Here is an 18,448-nt window from a genome sequence, read left to right as displayed (position 1 = left end):
GCTTTATTGAAGAGGTTTCATATAATTCAGTGTCATACAGCCATTAAAGATTGATCTGATATTGAATTCTCTTAGTCTTAATAATTCTTCTTAATTCCTCCAAGGTTAACAATTGATAAGAAGGACAATTAGAGTGAAGGCACACAAAACAAAACTTATATCTATCCCCCAGCATTTCAGCAAGATTAAATTCATTCTCGGTAGCTCCAAAAAAGAAACCGGATGGGTTATTATGTAATTCTTTTTGTGTAGTTTTTAGCTCTATCAAATTAAAAGTCGTTTCATCATCAATAATAACCTCATTATCTTCTTTGTTAACTGGATCAACGAAAATCAAATCAAAAGTTTTGGAATACCGGCTTGGAAGTCCTAACAATTCTAATAACTTCTTTCTCATTTTTATATCAGGATAAATAAAGCGTTCATCTTGTGACTGCAAATAACTAATTCCTGCTTTTTCCGTTTTATTATTACTAATAGTAATAGTGAAAGAATGATTGTTAGACATATTCCCATCTCCTTTAAGATTATTATGATTATACTGTTTCTTTATATTAACAACTTCCTTAACACAACTCACCCAAGCAAATGAAGAAACATCTTCTAACAGTTTAAAAAAATTTTTAGAAGGTATTAATTTACTGAGGTGATTCTTTCTATGTTAGATGTTATGACCGAAGAGCAGAGAAGAAAAAACATGAGAGCTATAAAGTCTGTATCAAAGCTAGAGTCGATTGTAACCAAAGTGTTGTGGAAAGAAGGGTTCAGGTTCAGAAGAAATTCAAAAAAACTTGAAGGCAAGCCTGATATATCGATTAAAAAGTACAAAGTGGTAATATTTATAGATTCATGTTTCTTCCATAGATGTCCTTTACATGGAAATATACCAAAGACAAACCATGAATTCTGGAAAAAGAAATTGGAAAGAAACCAAGAAAGAGACAAGGAAGTTAACCAGTATTATGAACGTTTAAACTGGAATATCCTCAGAATTTGGGAACACGATGTGAAAAATGATATAGAGGACGTTGTAAGAGCAATTTCTACATTCATTAAAGAATCTAAAGTGAATTAAGGTCCTTTTCCTATCTACATCCGGCTTAAAAAAATGACTCACTACTGATAGTAGCGAGTCATTTTTATATTTGTAAACATGAGGTTTTTGACTACTGACACACTTCCTCTGTGGAGTTTATTGGATTAGCTTTTTCTTCAATTTGTATTTTTTCATTAAGATCCAGTATAGATTCTCCTATCACTTTAGCAAGTTTAGGAGGAACTGCATTTCCAATTTGTCTATACTGCTCGTTCCGTCCACCACAGATAACATAACTTTCTGGAAATGATTGCAGTAGTTGTGCTTCAAAAGGTGTAAAGGTCCTTGGTTGCTCAGGATGAATAAACTTCAGTCCATCTTTCTCCATATGGGCTAAGATAGTATTGGAAGGTTTGTCCCAGCTATGCTTTACATAAGTATCCTTATGTTTAGTTCTGTTATAAGGATAAAGAGAGTCAAGAAGTTCATCATAGTCACACGAGACCGGATTCATAAAACGTGAAGAGTTACTGCCAGGCCTGGTTCTAATGAAGATTATAATATCACGAAAATTATGCTCTCTAGACTTATGGTCGGTGAGAGCCTCATCATCCTTATAGCTATTTATTTCCAACTTAGTTACCATTTCATTATAAAGCTTTATAAATTTTAAAAGATTATGCAACTTATAGCTTTTTTTATTTTGAATTAATTTAAGTTCTTGCTTAAGCCTCTCATAAAGTTCTGTTAGCTTTTGTTTACTCCCAGAATCATTATCTATAAGAGCTAAGAATTTAATACTTTCCACAAACAACATCAGGCTCTTGCCGTAGTTATCCTTTATAACATTAATATTTTTCAGTTTATTTGAAAGGGAAATTCTAGGTAACCTTACTGGCAGATGTCTGATTGCTTCTACCGTATTGTAGGGCATATGTTCAAAACCGTGGGTTGGTTCCAATTTAGGATTTTCTATTCCCAATCTGTTCGCAATGATAATAATCCTTCTCCTGTGCTGTGGCACTCCGTAATCAGCTGCATTTAACACCTGAAACCTCTGCGATAAGTTATATTCAACCCTGGTTGTATAACCTATGGATTCGAGCTCATCACAAATAAGCTCGATCACCTGTACCTGCTTACTTTCCAGTCCCTGTGTTTCATATATTTTTTTTGATAACATTCCCTCAACATTCTCAAAAACAACATAATCTGGTGTTAAGTTTTCAACAATTTCAAAAAAGTGTTTGTAAAGAGTATTCCTTGGATCGTTTTTCAGCTTTTCTCGCATTTCTTTTGTACCGGATCTGGATGGCCCCGCCAGTGAAAAAGTCTGGCAAGGAGGCCCACCTATTATTACATTGACGTTTTTACATGATTCGTATATATCCTTTTTCACTGATGAAAGTGTGATGTCTCCCTGGATGACCTTATCTTCACCTAAATGACCTCGTAATGTGTCACAAGCAGCTTCGTTTAATTCGACTGCTCTTGTTATTTCAAATTCATAATTTGGATGTTCGGCTTGCAAAAAACCAGTGGAAAAACCACCTCCACCAGCAAAAAGATCTAACACTTTTAATCTCTTCATTTACTTTTCTTCCTTTTAATTTTATGTATGTTAATTACTATTCTATTGAATTAAATAAAAAATGACAAGAAAAGTTTCTTGTCATGATATAAACTCATTCAACTTTTGTTTTTTAGCGAGGACAAGAATTCTTTCTAAAGATTTTTTTTCAATCTGTCTTACTCTCTCACGTGTAATGCCCAAGATATCCCCTATTTCCTGAAGGGTTTTTTCTTCACTATTATCCAGACCATAGCGGAATCTGATAACCTGTTTTTCTCTTGTTGATAAAGCTTCTAATATATTTGTTACTTCCTCGGATAATACTTTTGATTCAATTTCCTTTTCTACATTAGTAGTTGCCCAGCATTCTTCGTTATCCTGCTCATCTATTTCACAAAGCTTACTAAGGACCTCTTGTAACTGTTTGTCAGTTACTTTATAATTATGCCTTGATATTTTGTTGTTAATAATCGCCCCCGCAAACCAGGGGTTTGTATAAAAAAGTTCGTTCTTATTTGAAACATAACCCCAAAACTGTTCAAAAGAAACATAATCTATAGTATAGAGAGGTAGAGTATTAACAGCATTCTGACTAAGTCCTGCCTCTAATACCTCTTGTAGCTCCGGAGACCTCCCATACAATGTAAGGCTTCTGTCTATCAGTCTATCTAACTTATCTATCTGCTCGATCATGTGAACCGGAAGTCTAATTAAATTAGCCATATCAGCCCTTTGTCTGCTTATGCGCTGTCTCAACCATATTTTAAGGTAGTTTGAAAAAGAATTTTCACCATTAAAGTTTTCTACAGCTTTCATAATGGCAAAAAAACCTTCCTGAACTAAATCCATAAATTCAACGGAATATAATTGTCGCGATTTGGCGAAATTACATAACAATTTTGCGTATGATTCTGTAAGAATTCCTATCAAATCTTCTTTACCTGTTGTTTTATTTACGGCATCCGAAAAATTAATTCCCTCTTGCTTTTTTGCCCAGTTACTGAAAGAAATATGAAGTGGGGGAAGTTCATACTCCTCATCAAATACATAAGGATCAATATAAGATTGTTTGTTTTCTCTTGGGTTAAAAATTTTTTCTGTCTTAGCAGGCGGTTTAATCTGCTCGATAATCAGTTCAGCATCGTTACCTTCCTCATCAACATAGAACCTGGACAATTTAACAATGTTTAATTTCCAGTACCCTTTTTTAGAAGTTACTTTCTCAAAACACTCATTCTTACTAAGTAGATTATACACAGTCTTACGGGTTGTAGATCTAATCTCCATGACCTGATCTAGTAATTGTGTCCAGTGCATGCCAGATGGGTAGGTTGCAAGAACCTCGCACATCAAGGTGAAGATGGATTTATTAACCGCTTTACTCTCTTCAGCTATCTTTCCTATATCCAGGTACCTGGATTGTTCCTCACTGTATCTTTCATCAAACCCAATTATACTTATATTTAATGTTTCTTTACCATTGCTTTCAACTTTTAAACTATGACCTGGTTTGAGTAAGTAATCACTATAAAAATCATTAATACCATCACCATAAATGGTGTACCTATCATCTTTAAAAACCCACCAACCTTCATAAATAAATCCCTCAACCTGGATTGATAATTTATCGAACACCGCCTCGCTGTTGAAGTGTCCAGATAAACTACTTGGAACGTTCAGGTAACCTTTAATTCTTTCATAATAGGATAAAGTAGTGTAACCATATGACCTTTTCTGTTCAATACTTTTTGGTGGCTGCCTCTTATCCAATTTCCATTCTTCGTTTTTTTCCTCTGAGGATTTGTATAAATCCTCAATGTTTTTAATAAAAGGGACAGATCCATAGATAGAGTTAGTAAATCCATATTTATTTAGACGTGTATCAGAAACATTTCCCGTAAAAACATATGTCCCTTTTTTGACTTTCGAAACTGTAGATACTATGGTGAAAAAATCTTCGATAGCCTGATAATATAGAGCGAAAGAATTCTCACTAGCTTTTATCCTAAAAACATCAGGAATACAGTCCTTAATCTTAAATTCACTTTCCTGGGAGCCAACCCAATTCATCAACTTCACACTGGCACGGGCAATCTCCTCTGAAATTTCTTTAGGTACTATTATGTTTTCATCAAATTCATTAATGAACTCATATAATTCTACTGACACAAGGTTTTTTACTGTATTGAAACGTTCATCTATGTGAGGAGCAAAAATTGTTGTATTCGTATCAAGTTTATACTCAATTATTACTTCTTTTATGACTTCATCTATTTTTTGGGACACTGTCTTCTGTTTCTGCATGTAATCATATACTAAATCGTTAACTAAACTCCATTCAGATAAGAGCCAATAAGGAGAACCTTCCAATTCAGTAAATCTTATATCAGTTTTTAAATAATTATCAAGTTCGTTCAGAGAAACTTCCCCTGGAAAAAAACTTATGACCTCTTTAACCTTGAAAGGCCTTGCAATTTCACTTACATATCTGATAACTTCGTTTAGTTCTCTATTTTCACGATTTTTAATTGCCCACAATCCGTTTTCATCTTCCTGAAAATATGATTTTTTGGCATTCAAAGCAAGGTTAACAAAAAAATTAATGTCATCCCCTGAGCTTCTAATCCACGTCTTTTTAAGGGATAGTACGATATCGTGATATGGAAGCTTCCCATTTGGACTTTGGACTAAACTTTTTTTAATTAAACTGATATTACTGTAAACGGGACCTGACTTCTGTTTATTGGTATAGCCCATTTCCGTTGGTCACATCCTTAAGGAGGGGATATGTACCCCCCTCTATATTGAATGAAAAAAACCAAAATCATTATTATTTGATTTAAAAAGTGATAGACGATCGAGCAGTATATTTGACCACTCGCAAGATGTTTCCGACACCAGAGAACATGCATGACAAGCAGACAAGTTAAGCCTGCTTTCCACCACATTTTCTGCTTCACTGCATAAGGGATCAGAGGTACACACTTTAGACCTTAAAATAGACTGTTTTAAAAGTTTATGAAACTGTTCTTTTCTACCCTGCTGTATTATTCCTCCTAAAGATCCATCAGAGTCCGGCGATCCGGTGTAGAGTAATATTCCATACATATCCGTGTCACAGTAAACCTTTTCCCTGATTGAGTTTGATGAATAACCACATGATAAAGACAGTTCCCGGATAAGTGCGTGTGACAGAGAATGCAGTAATATGAATCTCTCAGTAAAACGACTATCACTTCCCCAATCCTTTTCTGTCCTCCAATTCTCATATCTTTTTAAAAGCTTATTGTAACGATTCTTCTCTTTTATCATCTTTTCCCAACTTTTCAATTCATCTTCATTAAGTTGTATAAAGAGACCTTCACCAGAAATTTCAACAGCTGGCAGCCAGTCTATATCTGCATTCCTTGATAAATATGAATAGGAAACAGACGTTTCATTATTAGGGTCCGGATAATCTATTCTTGTAAAGCCTCTAAGAGCTCTAACCTCTCTTAATCGATGTACAAGGACTATTCTTGAAATATACTGTTGGATAGATTGATGCACAGCCTCTTCCTCAATGTGAAAATGTTTTGTTATTTTTTTATCTTCCTGAAATGCCTTCCATTCCTCATATCTAATATCCTCTTTTTCCTGCCCCATCTTATATTGCTGCTTTATTATATCGTAGATATTATCGAGTTCTTCTTGGCTAACGCCCCTAAATATATACTTGAGTCCAGATTTCAGTTCACTAAAACCTTCCTCTTGTATAATATCAACAATATCTTTCCATTTACTGCTTACAAGCTCCTGAAGATCATCTGTCCATGGAGGAATTGATAAGGCGCTGATGCTTGAAGAAAAGTAAACGTTCGAGGCTCCCCTTTGTAAACCTCTCGGAACTTTATCACACCTGCTGCTTTTTTGCCTTTTCCATGGACTGCTTCCGTCACATTTGCCCAAAACACTTTCCAATGCGTCTTTCTTAAGAGCACCCGAAAGAGTATTAAAGCCCTTTTTACAACTCTTACACTCAATATTTATATCATCCAATGCGGAACTGGATCCTCTTGTTTTCAAATAGAGGTCAGGATGCTCACAAACATTGTCTTTTCCTTTGTGCGCCCATTCAGCCCAAGGAAAATCATCTATGTGGCCGTCCTCACATGCCATTATTAGACGAGCAGGGTAAGCAGTGATTTTCTTACCAGAACAGTCACAGAAAAAGCGGTATCTATCACGGTTAAAATTCTTTCTTAAGGAGCCACATTTAGAACATACTCGGTATTTCGGGAAGGATATGACTGGAATACCTCCTTTACCTTTGGAAGATTTAGGTTCCAAAAAGGAAGATATATTTAGTCTGGCTGAAAGCCTTGGTTCATTTAAACGCTTATAATAGCCTTCCTGTTCAACCCAGTCCTGTAAACCCATAACCATCACAGAATCATTTTTAAAGTCAATTAGGGAGCCAGGTCCGAAAGTAGTAACGATCTGACTCGGTCTCATCCCCCCAGGGCTTTTACTATTCATTGTCCATCCTCCTCATCCCAATAGGTATAATAAGTATCTACTTCCGCTTCCACGTCCCTGAGTGAATCAGGAATCAGCTTTGCATTCTCTATATCCTGATTGATACTCCTAAACAGGACAGGTGTATCCCTGCGGGAAAATTTATATTTCTGATAATTAAGATTATCTGGGTTTTCGTTTACTCTTTCTTCCCACCAGTTAAAAATATCATCTATTTCCTTTTCTATATTGTCCTGATCAATTTCATCTATATCTCTACAGCGATTGATAATGTACTCTCTAATTTCATCAATATAGCCATTTTCTTTTGTGAATTTTTTGGCATCAGGATTCCTATATAATCGGGAGTCCAATTGTCTAAGCAGTCCTACTATAACAGCCCGAAGGCCTTTGTCCCTGGATCTGAAGGAATAAGGAGTTACACTTGTTGCCTCTACATGGGAATAGAACTTGGAATGATAAGAAACAAATTGTTCATAATGAGAAATATCTCTTGGTCTGGACCAGTTATAAAGAGTAAAGACAAGCCCGGGATATTTTCGTCCAACTCGACTTGAAGCTTGAATATACTCGGATGTACTTTTCGGCTGTCCGGTAATTACCATCATACCCAGTCTATCTATATCCACGCCAACGGAAATCATATTTGTGGCAAGAAGAACATCTACAGCCCTTTTGTTATCAGCATTCAGTTCAAGCTTATTAAGTAATTCTGGAATATCTGTTGCATCAATCTGGCTCATCAATTCTTGTTTATGTTTAATGAACCTTTGTTTTCTTTTATCGCCAACAAGGTATTTGATTCTGTCTGGAATATCATCTTCCAAGAGACGTAAAGTTCCACCAAGTTCCCTTAAACTATTATAATACCCTGCCAGAGTCCAATAAGGATTCACATCGTCCCCCTGTTCTCTTAAGTCAAAACTCTTTTGCAATAACCTCGCATAGATTCTGACAAGAGCCGTTTTACCAGACGACCCAGGAAAATATAAACCGACATACTTCCTTCCCGGTTTTTTTTCTCCCGTTACTTCATAGGAAAAGAAGGAATCTTCACTATTGGTTCCGGAAGGGGGAAATTGACGTACCCCTCTGTTAAAAACTCCTTTAACCTGAGAATCAGCTCTCCTGATAGTTGCTGTAGAAGCTACAACTTTTGGTTTGATTTTTTCACCGTTTATTTCGTCCATAGATAAAAAGTCGATTGCAGACTCATACAGACCAACCATTGATCCCAGCGGACCAGATATAAGATGTAGTTCATCCTGAATAATCAATTCGGGCGGCTTAAGGTTTTCAATTTCCACTGTTCTTGATTTAGGTAAACTTCCAGTAGCATTATGGGTCCAAGAGTGACTGTCTCCTTCTCGTATAAAACCATGTCGCTCACAGTACCGGTCTACCTTTCCAAAAAAACTAGCAATTGAACCATTCCAAGGCAGGCGGGCAAACTTATCAACTGTACCTATTAAAAGGGTTGGGCACTGGTTGTAGATAGCTTCATCAACTGTATAAGCTGGTATTTTATTTGTGTGAAAGAAGCATTTTTTATTTTCACAATGAATTGTAAAGACTTTCCTTTCAACTTTATAAGATTCTGGCGTTAATTCCTGACCACACTTGGGGCAATTATGTAGCTGAATAGGATTGCCCCCATACACTTTCTCGTTGTTGTTTAATTTATGCAGAGCGTCTGTAGCTGATCCTTCTCCTTCCAATTGATTTGGAGTAGTCCCACCGCCTACCCACAAACCAATACTAAAGCTTTCCCTTCCCCACTTCTTTGAATTATTACTTCTCAGATATTCTGCAGCACATATCAGAGCACTGGCTCTCTGAAATTGCTGAATTGTTAAAAGCCTTAATGTATAACGCATAATGATAGTAGTACCCGCATAGCCTTCTACTCCATCTGGTGCACCTTTAAGTCTTCTTATGGACATAACAAAAGCAGCTAACCCTAGATAAGCTTCCGTTTTACCCCCACCAGTGGGAAACCATAATAAATCAACATAATCTCTTTCCTCACATTGAGGATTTACAATACTTTTAATATTTAGCAGAATAAAAGCCAACTGGAAAGGACGCCACTGTCCTTCTAGTATCTGCTTCTCAGCATGCTTCCCAGTTGTACGATAAAACTTAGAGGCTTCTGAAAAAGTCCGTTGGTGTAACATTATTTCATTTGCAAATTTGAAAGCTTCGAAGTAGTCTTCGTCATTGCAGATAATTTCAATACCTTCTTTAATGCGTCCATATGCTTCTTTAAGATATCGTATATGTTTATCCTTCTGACTGACTAAATGTTCATCTACCTTAATTTCCGTCTGCTTGTTAATCCATTGTTTATACATGTCAAGCAGGGGAAATAATTCTTTCTTTAGTTTTTCAGGATCATCTAAATAGGATAAAACATACATATTAAGACCACTCATATCTTTCAGGTCCAAATGCTCCACTGCTGGCACTTCATACTCAGGTATAAAAACTGTTTTGATTTTCCCTGCTGTCTCTTCTGTAAATTCATTCCATTGGACAGCACACCCATGTCCAACAGCAAATTCAGGGGTATTTCTGTAAAGCAGCATAGAACGATCTATATCTTCATCTTCTATTGAATTATCATAATTAACATCCCTTCTTATAAACACATTATCCTTCTCATCTGGACCCACTAAAATGATCTCAGGCTGAAACAAAATATGTTCAACAGGGATAGTATCTTCATGCTTATATCTATTAATAAGGAAAACACTTAGTGAAATTTCATTTTCCTTCTGACTGACAATTGAAAGAAATTCCACTTTACCATCTTCCAAATAAAATGAATCTTTGTTTTTGTTAAGATTTATAGACTTCTCACAATAGTAAGGTAATCTTTTATAAAACTTTCTCTTCCCTTCTTTGACCTGTTTATATTTACCATAGCTTATTTTTACATTTACGCTTGCTGTTTCTTGTTTTAAGTTACAAGTAATTCCTATTGAGGAAGGTTGAAAACGATTCTGATTGGATGCAATTTCTTCATCAGTGTCATCTTCATGGTCTTTTCTTTCACTTTTCTCCTCAGCACCAAATTCCTCTATGTCTTCAACTTCTGTGTTGGCAGGATACAACATGCCACCAAGGTAAAAGACATTAGGACGTTCTTTTATTAGTTCTTCCTCTTCAGTAGGACCTATCAGGTCCCGTTGAAGAGCTTTTATGTAGTCATCTCTCATATTGGTAAAATAACTTTGTTCATCCTTTAGTTTTCTTCCTTCATCCATTTTTTCTTCAGTCTCCTCCTTTAAACTGGCCTTTCTGTTTACAACATCCTTTCGCTTTTTTTCTTCAAGAACTGATACTAGTCGCCATATTTCGCCTTCCAATTCAAAGATCTCTGGGTATTTTTCAAGCGTTCTTTCTATTTGTTCCTTTTCTATGTATAAATTTTCTTTTTTGATTTGATTAGTTATCTCAACTATATTTCCACCTTCAATATTGTCATTAAGAAAATCCATCAATTTAATAGCAATTGGAGTAAGTTTAGACAATTATTTCACCTTCCCTGACAGACAACTTGTAGAATATTCTTACTATTATCTTATAACAAATATCCCAAAAATTAAATAAATTTACAGAAAAAAGGATAGAAACGTCCCCTCATTCCTAAAATTGTAAAACATTTTTAATGTTAACTACTTAGGCAAAATATATAGGCTCTGTTAGTAGATTTTAAGAATCAATTTTTTAATGCAACCAGATCTATTCACTTGTAATAAGGAAATTAAAACTATTATGAATAACAATAAATGGATTGTTTAATATTAGTCTTTTAATCTATTACTTAGGATGCTTAAATTATGAATAATTAGGAATTGAAATAACAAATGGAAGTCATGTATATGTTATTTCGCTCAGATAACTAGATAAATAAAAAGACCTATGGCCAACAAGGTTGGCCATAGGTCTTTTTGTAACTTCTGTATCACTCATAGTCATTAACTGATAATAAAATTTCCCGAATTGCTTCATTTTTGCTACTAGCCTCCACTTTATAGTGACGATTGTAAAATTTGGTCATAGCAATACATTGATCCGCTTGATAAATCTCAATAAATAACGGAACTCGCTTAACTTCAAGGTACAAATACTCTTTATAAAATATGTATGTTCCCTCCTAACGATTATTATCCGGTGTTTCCTTGACTTCTACGACCAACGAACTAGCGGGTACCTCAAGGACATTAGCAATTCTATATAGCATAGGCAGTCTTGGGGCTCTGCGACCTCGCTCTATAAAACTGATATACGTACGATCAATACCAACTAGATAAGCGAACTCTTCCTGGGATATTCCTTTTTCTTCGCGCAATTGCTTAATTTTTCTCCCAACAGCTTTTCTTACTTTAACATCATAATCTTTTTCCATAATGAAATCTTCTAATTGAATGAAGAAGACCACCACGTACGGAGAGTCACATGTAATATATTCCCACATAAAAATCTTCATACCATATTAATCATTAGTGTGAAGATTCATAACAAAAACGCTATTTCAGAGTTGATTTGGGTGCTAGGCTTGCTTTTATTAAATAATCCATTGCCTTCCCATATTATAGTAATTATATGTTTGAAATTTTACTTCTTGGAGCATTTCTACCCTATGCTTCTGCAATCCTTCCCTCTCTTAATGTGCTTAAGGAATGTTCAAAGATTTGACCTGCAATTCCTTATATTCAAAAATTAGATAAAATGAATTCATACCCAACAAACGTTCGGGTTCATATTCTTTTTTCGTTCGTTACATGTTATCCTATATAAAGAAAAACTACTTAAAGGTATGTGAACTAAATGCCCCAAGTCCAATACGGCACAACCACCATAGAATATGAATTACTAAACATGAAAAGAAAAGACTTAAAAATCACTGTAGATTTAGTGAACGGCGTACAAGTAACAGCTCCAGAAGAGACTAGTATGGAATCAATAGAAAAAGCCATCAAACAAAGAGGGCCTTGGATTACAAATAAATTGCGGGAGATCGAGCAAGTCCACACCCCTTCTTTTAAAAAGGAATATGTAAGTGGAGAGAAGTTTCCCTATCTAGGTCGTCATTATCGTTTGAAAGTTCATAAAGAGGCGGTTTCTATACCAACATTGAAGTTTCACCAGGGGAAGTTTATTGCGATTGTTCCCAGCGATTGGGAATATACACAAGTGGAAAAGGTTCTTGAAACCAAACTCATCCAATGGTATCGTGATCATGGAATAGTAAAAGTAAAAGAACGCGCGAAGATTTATGAAGAGATCCTAGGTGTGGCCCCCAACTCCCTTCAATTACGTACGCAACATAAACGTTGGGGAACATGTACACCAAACGGGGATATTTATTTGAACTGGCGAATTGTCATGGCTCCTGTTTCCGTCATCGACTACGTGATGGTCCATGAACTTGCGCATTTGATTATTCCCGAGCATAATGAAAAGTTTTGGAATGTCGTCCAGTCGGTTCTTTTTGATTATAAAAAAAGCAAAGAGTGGTTACGAGTTCAAGGAATGGAACTCCACACAATAGGCTCATAAAAAGGCAAGGTACCCAAACTTGGGACCTTGCCTTTTGTTATTAGTAAGCGATTTGTTTGTAATGGACTTCTGCAAGCTTCATCATTTGGTGGGCAACGTTTTCCACCCGATCCTTTGGACAGTTACTTGCACGTAATTGATTTTTTATACTTCTTCTCATCTGGCGTTGGACATCTTCTTTTTCTGTCCAGTCGATGACCGCATGCTCTTGAACCACACCTGTAATCAGATGTGTCAAAGCTTTGAGGTTTTCTTCTTCATGTGTTTCCAATTCTTTATCTAACAATTGGAAGAAAGGGTATTGTTCCGGTTCAAATCCATGATCTTTACTTTCTTCTGCATTGTTCCTCATCTCATGAATCATTTCCCGATATTCTTCGAGCAACTCTTCAATCGTCATCTGTCTCTCTTTGCGGCGTTCGATCAAGTCTTCCAACCGCTCTTTAAGGGAAGTATAGAGCACTGGATTTTCTTCCAACTTGATTCGTATTTCATGTTTAATAGCGTGTTCCATTTCTGCTGCTTTCGCTTCAGGTGTTTTGATTTCATCAATTTTATCCTCGAAACGGTTCGATAAAATATCAATCGGTTCAAACAAAATGTGCGGAGTCGAAGCATAGACATGCTCTTCAATAAGCTGACGAACCTTTTCTCCGCAATCGGAAATATCTGCTCCATCTTCCTCATGATAACGGGACTTTGCTAAGACACGAATCTTTCCTAACCATTTCAAATCGTCCAAGTAAGGCTTCGCTTTCGGACTCGGCATAATCATGTCCATGCTTTCGGAAAAATGTTTGAACGCCGTATCGAACTCATTACGAATATCTTCCGGTTCGAGAACAGCTAAACACCCATCGAGATCTTCTTTATTTTTATAATCAAAGAAGCGCATCGCTTTTCGGTGCCGTGTTTGCAAGCGCGGAATTTCGGCATCTACATCACTCATTGCCCCTTTTACATCTGCTTCATGGAAGATGCCTAGCGCTTCTTCAAGGAAGCGGGATACACCGAAGTAGTCGACAATTAGACCATATGTCTTTTTATCATACGTCCTGTTTGTACGAGCGATGGCTTGCAACAGGTTATGCTCTTTTAATGGTTTGTCTAGGTACATCACCTGCTCTATTGGTGCATCAAAGCCTGTCAGCAATTTATCACAAACGATCAGGAAGCTTAGTGAATCTTCTTCCATCGGCTTTTTAAAGCGCTGAATGACGTCTTTTTCCTCTTGTCTAGAGAGGTGATGTTTTTGCATTTCTTCTTTATCATTATGACCAGCTGATATGATTACTTTTGACTCGTAATCACTCAGTTCATCCAGCATGTTTTTGTAAAGAACGGCAGCTTCCCTTGATATTGCAACAATTTGGGCTTTGAAGCCATTCGGTTTGATATGATCTTCAAAATGTTGAATGATATCAAGCACAATTTGCCGGACCCGTTTCGGTGAAGCTGTAATTGCCTCTTCTGTCGCAAACTTTTTCTTGATTCGTTCCCGATCTTCCTCTGAGTAATCTCGAAAAAATCGGTCGAATAATTGATCAACACTTTCCCCTTGAACATGAAGATCCACAAGGCGAGATTCATAAAAAATCGGTACCGTTGCGCCATCTTCTACCGCCTGTTCGATGGTGTATTTATCAATATAGTTACCAAACGTACGTCTTGTGCTTTTATCTTTTTTATCAATAGGTGTGCCGGTAAAACCGATATACGTGGCATTTGGTAAAGCCATCCTCATGTTCAATGCTAAAGAACTGTATTGACTGCGGTGACTTTCATCGACCATTACAATGACATTTTCCGACTTGGTCATTTCTGGAAAGCTTTCTTCTCCTTCTGCTTCCTGAAACTTTTGCACGAGAGTCATAATCGTGGACCCAGGCCCTTGTTTTAAATAGTCTCTCAGTTCAGAAACAGAACCTGCCTGTTGCGGGTTGGGAAACTCACAGCGCCGGAACGTGTTCGTAATTTGCTGATCCAAGTCTTGACGGTCAGTGACGATGACAATGGTCGGGTTTTTCAATTCGGCAATCCTCCGTAACTTCGTTGCAAGGAAAACCATCGATAATGATTTACCAGAACCTTGGGTCGCCCAGACAACGCCCCCGCGATCTTGAGGAGTGTTTTCATGAAGGATACGGTTGACCGCCCGATTGACCGCACGATGTTGCTGGTACCGAGCAAGTTTCTTAATGACTCTCCCCTCTTCAGGCTCATAGACGATAAAGTTCTGGATCAAATCCATTAAGCGCTCTTTTACTAACACACCTGTAAGGAGGATATCCTGTGCCGAAGGGCTCGGCCCAATTTCTGAGACTGTACGTGGATATGGATCTTTCCAAGAACTATAATGCTGCACCTTCGCCCCAATTGTCCCCACTTTAGCACGATCATTACTTGTGGAAATGACGAACTGGTTGTAATAAAAGAGATTCTCACTATCCTTTTGGTAGCGAATCAACTGTTTCACACCTTGTCCGATTTGTTCATCAGGCGGAAGTGTCGGACTTTTGCATTCAATAACTACAAGTGGTAGACCGTTCACAAAAATCAACAGGTCAGGCCGAATCGTTCCTTTTGCATTGGTAATCGAAAACTGATCAACAACAAGAAATTCATTGTTTTCCAGATTCTCAAAGTCGATGAGTTGAACAGTCTGATTTTTTCGCCCTTTTCCCAGGTCCTGATTGACAGACATTTGGTTAATCAAAACCTCATGGAAGTATTGATTTGCTTCCATGAGGTTTGTATAGTCTAGATGAGTAATGTTACGGACGACTTTATTAAGATTGTTCTCACTGATCCACGGATTCAGCTTTTGAATGGCTTGTGACAATCGTTTCTTTAAAACAACTTCCACCTGTGATTCTCTTTCTTGATCAAGGTTGGATCCCATTACATGAGTGTACCCAAGAGACTTCAACTGACCTATGGCACGATCCTCGACTAGCTTTTTCTCGTTCCAGTCTTGAGTAATGCTCACGTCGTCATCACCTCTTCATCGTCAACAGGAACACGTATTTTGCCTGTGAATAATTGTTGCATAAGTCCTTGTTTCATACTGTATAACTTCTCTTTTTTATTATTCTCTAACCTAATTTTCTGCTCTACTGTTTTCAAACGTTTCGCAATCTCTACTTGTTCTTTTAGGCTTGGCAGCCCCACTTTGATTAATTTAAAATCATTAAATGCTATCTGTTTCCCATCTCTAATTCCTATAGTGGAAGATTTTAATTGTTCAATAAACCAAAATGATTTAAAGAAATGTTTGAAAAATTCTTCATCAATATCTGCCTTTTTCTCAAGAACCGTATAAGCAGGACTTACAATACCCTCGTAGTTAGACATTTCTAACCCACCTTGGAAGGATCTCAAACTAATAATGAAATTACCTTTTTGTACTTTCTTGTAAGTATCTAAGGAGTTTTTATTATATTTAATGTTCATGTTAAAGTCATCCCTAGGTATTACTCCTTGATTTTGTGTAACTGTGAGAACTTGAAGGTGACTACTCTTTTTTATACTTGCATTATTAAATAAGTCTCCCAATCGTACCAATTCCCACTCAGTGGGGATTTCTCCTATTGAAGTGCTTTGAAATCTTTTATGTCCAATTCCTCTTCTTAAAAGATGTTGATGTAACCCTTTTTTCACTTTCTCAGTTTGGGTAATAATTTGTTCAGTCTTCTCAATCAATTCATCGATAGAGGATAGGACTTCTGCAATCTTTTGTTGTTCATTATATCTATTAGGCACTTCAATTGGTATAGCACTTAAAATAGATTTATTAATTGAAGGCACAGCACCTATTTGGGCATATTTTCTTAAATCGATAATTTGAAGAAAATAAAACAAGTATTGGTTGTTTAGACCTTTTTTTGCCATCAACCCCATAATATTGTTATCAAATACTGATGGCTTTGTAAGAATCCTTCGTTTATTTGTCATCAAGGCGGCCCCAACCTTGGGAAGTATTATAGTATTTTCAGGATGGACCTTACAATTTAGTTTTTTAACTATATCTTCTGACACAGTATTCGTTGCAGTCTCCATATACTTTTGATTCCTTATATCGTTCATATCACTTACTTTATAAAAGTCAAACTTTTCATTTAAACTGTTTTGATACTTTGTTGGAAATGAACTACCACTTGCAAAATCTACTACTGTACCAAGCTCATAGGTACTCCAATTATCCATGATATCCTAGCTCCTCCATGTATTTAACAAAGCTCTTCTCCAATAGCTTTCTTTCATTTTCTAGATTTTCCAATTCTCTAAGCTTTTCCTTCACATCAATTTCTTCTTCTTCTTCAGTTGTATCAATATATCTTGCAATATTAAGGTTATAATCATTATTTTCAACCTCTTCTAACTCAACTACTCGACTATACTTCTCTTGATCCTCCCAACCATCATAAGCTTTTACTATGTTAAGAATATCTTCATCACGTAAAACATTCTGATTCTTACCTTCTTGATAATACTTTGATCCATCAAGAATAAACAATTTACCTTTTTTATCTTCATCTTTATTTCTATTCAAGATAAGGATAGCTGCGGGGATACCTGTTCCATAAAAAAGGTTAGAAGGCAATCCTATAACAGCTTCTACTAAGTCCTCTCCTAATAGACCTTTACGGATTTTCCCTTCAGCTCCACCACGGAAAAGAACTCCGTGAGGCATAACAACGCCTGCTTTTCCTTCATGATTCAAAGTAGCAACCATGTGCTGAACAAAAGCGTAGTCCCCAGCGTTCTTAGGAGGAAGACCGAAGCGGAAACGTCCGAACTCATCATTATCTGCCTCTTCACGACCCCAGTTTTTTAAAGAGAATGGTGGATTAGCGATCACACGATCATAGCGAAGGGGCTCTCCACCTTCCGTCAGCTTCGGTTCACGAATTGTATCCCCGCGCTCGATACGGTGGTCACTCAATCCATGAAGCAATAGGTTCATTTTACAGATCGCCCATGTGTTCAAATTGCGCTCCTGCCCGTGCAAGGAAAGGTTGCGTGGATTTCCACCATTGGCTTTAATATAGTCGACAGATTGAACGAGCATACCGCCAGATCCAACGGTCGGATCACAAACACGCATACCTTCTTCTGGCTTGATTAATTTAACAATGAGTTCAACGACTTTGCTTGGTGTATAAAATTCGCCGCCTTTTTTACCTGCATCATCGGCGAACTGCTTGATTAAGTATTCGTAAGCACGACCAAGCATGTCAGGCTCTGAAAGATTTTGGTTTCCTAAGTTTAATGAAGAGAAATGTTGAATGAGCTGAAGGAGAAGTTTGTCTGGAAGCTTTTCTTTATCATTAAAGTCGATACTTGCCAGAACACCTTCCAACGCTTTGTTTTCTTCTTCTAACGCTTCAAACGCCTTGTTGATCGTATTACCAATGTCTTGCGTTTGTTCCTGGACATGTGCCCAACGCGCTCGTTCGGGTACAAAGAATTGGTGTTCATCGCGGTCATACCAGCCGTAATCGTCGCCTTCTTCTTTTTCTATGGTTACAGCTGTTTCAACGAACACATCATTCAATCGTTTGAGGAAAAGTAGTCCGAAGATATAGTTTTTATAATCAGAAGAGTCGATGCTCCCTCGTAGGATATTTGCGGATTCCCATAGGTGGGACTCTAATTGTGGTAATGTCAATTTACTCATTTATTTTAACCCCTTTTATTTTTCTCTACCTTAAAATATATCAAAAATATTACAATATACCAATGGAAAAAGG

The 18,448-nt window shown here is 36.8% G+C and carries 11 protein-coding genes; 2 read left to right on the top strand and 9 right to left on the bottom strand.

What is annotated here, in order from left to right; translation table 11 throughout:
* Positions 1-43 precede the first annotated feature (43 nt).
* On the bottom strand, positions 44-508 hold the full coding sequence (locus tag GLW00_RS12770; protein ID WP_160914635.1) for a hypothetical protein: 465 nt from the start codon (positions 506-508) through the stop codon (positions 44-46).
* 150 nt (positions 509-658) lie between these two features.
* Between GLW00_RS12770 and GLW00_RS12765 the strand changes: the two genes are divergently transcribed.
* Complete coding sequence (locus tag GLW00_RS12765; protein ID WP_160914633.1) at positions 659-1,075, top strand: very short patch repair endonuclease; 417 nt, start codon at positions 659-661, stop codon at positions 1,073-1,075.
* A gap of 91 nt (positions 1,076-1,166) precedes the next feature.
* Here GLW00_RS12765 and GLW00_RS12760 read toward each other — a convergent pair whose 3' ends face one another.
* The 5 genes from GLW00_RS12760 to GLW00_RS12740 form a co-directional block, all read right to left on the bottom strand.
* Positions 1,167-2,627, bottom strand: a complete 1,461-nt coding sequence (locus GLW00_RS12760; RefSeq protein WP_160914631.1) for a DNA cytosine methyltransferase — start codon at positions 2,625-2,627, stop codon at positions 1,167-1,169.
* A gap of 81 nt (positions 2,628-2,708) precedes the next feature.
* Positions 2,709-5,366, bottom strand: a complete 2,658-nt coding sequence (locus GLW00_RS12755) for a sigma-70 family RNA polymerase sigma factor (RefSeq protein ID WP_160914629.1) — start codon at positions 5,364-5,366, stop codon at positions 2,709-2,711.
* A gap of 42 nt (positions 5,367-5,408) precedes the next feature.
* Complete coding sequence (gene drmB / locus GLW00_RS12750; RefSeq protein WP_160914627.1) at positions 5,409-7,127, bottom strand: DUF1998 domain-containing protein; 1,719 nt, start codon at positions 7,125-7,127, stop codon at positions 5,409-5,411.
* Positions 7,124-10,663 (bottom strand): DISARM system helicase DrmA, encoded by a 3,540-nt coding sequence (gene drmA / locus GLW00_RS12745; RefSeq protein ID WP_160914625.1) that lies wholly within the window; start codon positions 10,661-10,663, stop codon positions 7,124-7,126. Before drmA ends, drmB begins: the two co-directional genes overlap by 4 nt.
* A 626-nt stretch (positions 10,664-11,289) precedes the next feature.
* Positions 11,290-11,610 (bottom strand): helix-turn-helix domain-containing protein, encoded by a 321-nt coding sequence (locus tag GLW00_RS12740; RefSeq protein ID WP_237417509.1) that lies wholly within the window; start codon positions 11,608-11,610, stop codon positions 11,290-11,292.
* A 353-nt stretch (positions 11,611-11,963) separates the two neighbouring features.
* On the opposite strand from GLW00_RS12740, the gene GLW00_RS12735 reads away from it, so the two are divergent.
* Entirely contained in the window at positions 11,964-12,695 is a 732-nt protein-coding gene (locus tag GLW00_RS12735) for a M48 family metallopeptidase (protein WP_160914623.1), read from the top strand.
* Positions 12,696-12,735: 40 nt separating this feature from the next.
* On the opposite strand, the gene GLW00_RS12730 is transcribed toward GLW00_RS12735, so the two are convergent.
* The 3 genes from GLW00_RS12730 to GLW00_RS12720 are packed head-to-tail and all read right to left on the bottom strand — an operon-like array spanning position 12,736 to position 18,375.
* Positions 12,736-15,684 carry a type I restriction endonuclease subunit R gene (locus tag GLW00_RS12730; RefSeq protein WP_160914621.1) on the bottom strand — a complete coding sequence of 983 codons (2,949 nt, stop codon included), beginning with the start codon at positions 15,682-15,684 and terminating at the stop codon, positions 12,736-12,738.
* A complete protein-coding gene (locus GLW00_RS12725) occupies positions 15,681-16,901 on the bottom strand; it encodes a restriction endonuclease subunit S (RefSeq protein ID WP_160914619.1) in 1,221 nt (406 codons plus the stop codon). Before GLW00_RS12725 ends, GLW00_RS12730 begins: the two co-directional genes overlap by 4 nt.
* On the bottom strand, positions 16,894-18,375 hold the full coding sequence (locus tag GLW00_RS12720) for a type I restriction-modification system subunit M (RefSeq protein WP_160914617.1): 1,482 nt from the start codon (positions 18,373-18,375) through the stop codon (positions 16,894-16,896). The genes GLW00_RS12725 and GLW00_RS12720 overlap by 8 nt, the downstream gene beginning before the upstream one ends.
* Between the last annotated feature and the right edge of the window lie 73 nt (positions 18,376-18,448).

Source organism: Halobacillus litoralis, assembly GCF_009856445.1.
GTDB lineage: Bacteria > Bacillota > Bacilli > Bacillales > Halobacillaceae > Halobacillus > Halobacillus litoralis.
Note: the sequence above shows the minus strand (reverse complement) of the source record. Positions and strands in the feature narration are given on the sequence as shown.

Coding starts and splice junctions, on each gene's coding strand:
- GLW00_RS12770 (WP_160914635.1), bottom strand. CDS start 508: ATGTCTAACAATCATTCTTTCACTATTACTATTAGTAATAATAAAACG.
- GLW00_RS12755 (WP_160914629.1), bottom strand. CDS start 5,366: ATGGGCTATACCAATAAACAGAAGTCAGGTCCCGTTTACAGTAATATC.
- GLW00_RS12735 (WP_160914623.1), top strand. CDS start 11,964: ATGCCCCAAGTCCAATACGGCACAACCACCATAGAATATGAATTACTA.
- GLW00_RS12765 (WP_160914633.1), top strand. CDS start 659: ATGTTAGATGTTATGACCGAAGAGCAGAGAAGAAAAAACATGAGAGCT.
- drmB (WP_160914627.1), bottom strand. CDS start 7,127: ATGAATAGTAAAAGCCCTGGGGGGATGAGACCGAGTCAGATCGTTACT.
- GLW00_RS12720 (WP_160914617.1), bottom strand. CDS start 18,375: ATGAGTAAATTGACATTACCACAATTAGAGTCCCACCTATGGGAATCC.
- GLW00_RS12760 (WP_160914631.1), bottom strand. CDS start 2,627: ATGAAGAGATTAAAAGTGTTAGATCTTTTTGCTGGTGGAGGTGGTTTT.
- GLW00_RS12725 (WP_160914619.1), bottom strand. CDS start 16,901: ATGGATAATTGGAGTACCTATGAGCTTGGTACAGTAGTAGATTTTGCA.
- GLW00_RS12740 (WP_237417509.1), bottom strand. CDS start 11,610: ATGTGGGAATATATTACATGTGACTCTCCGTACGTGGTGGTCTTCTTC.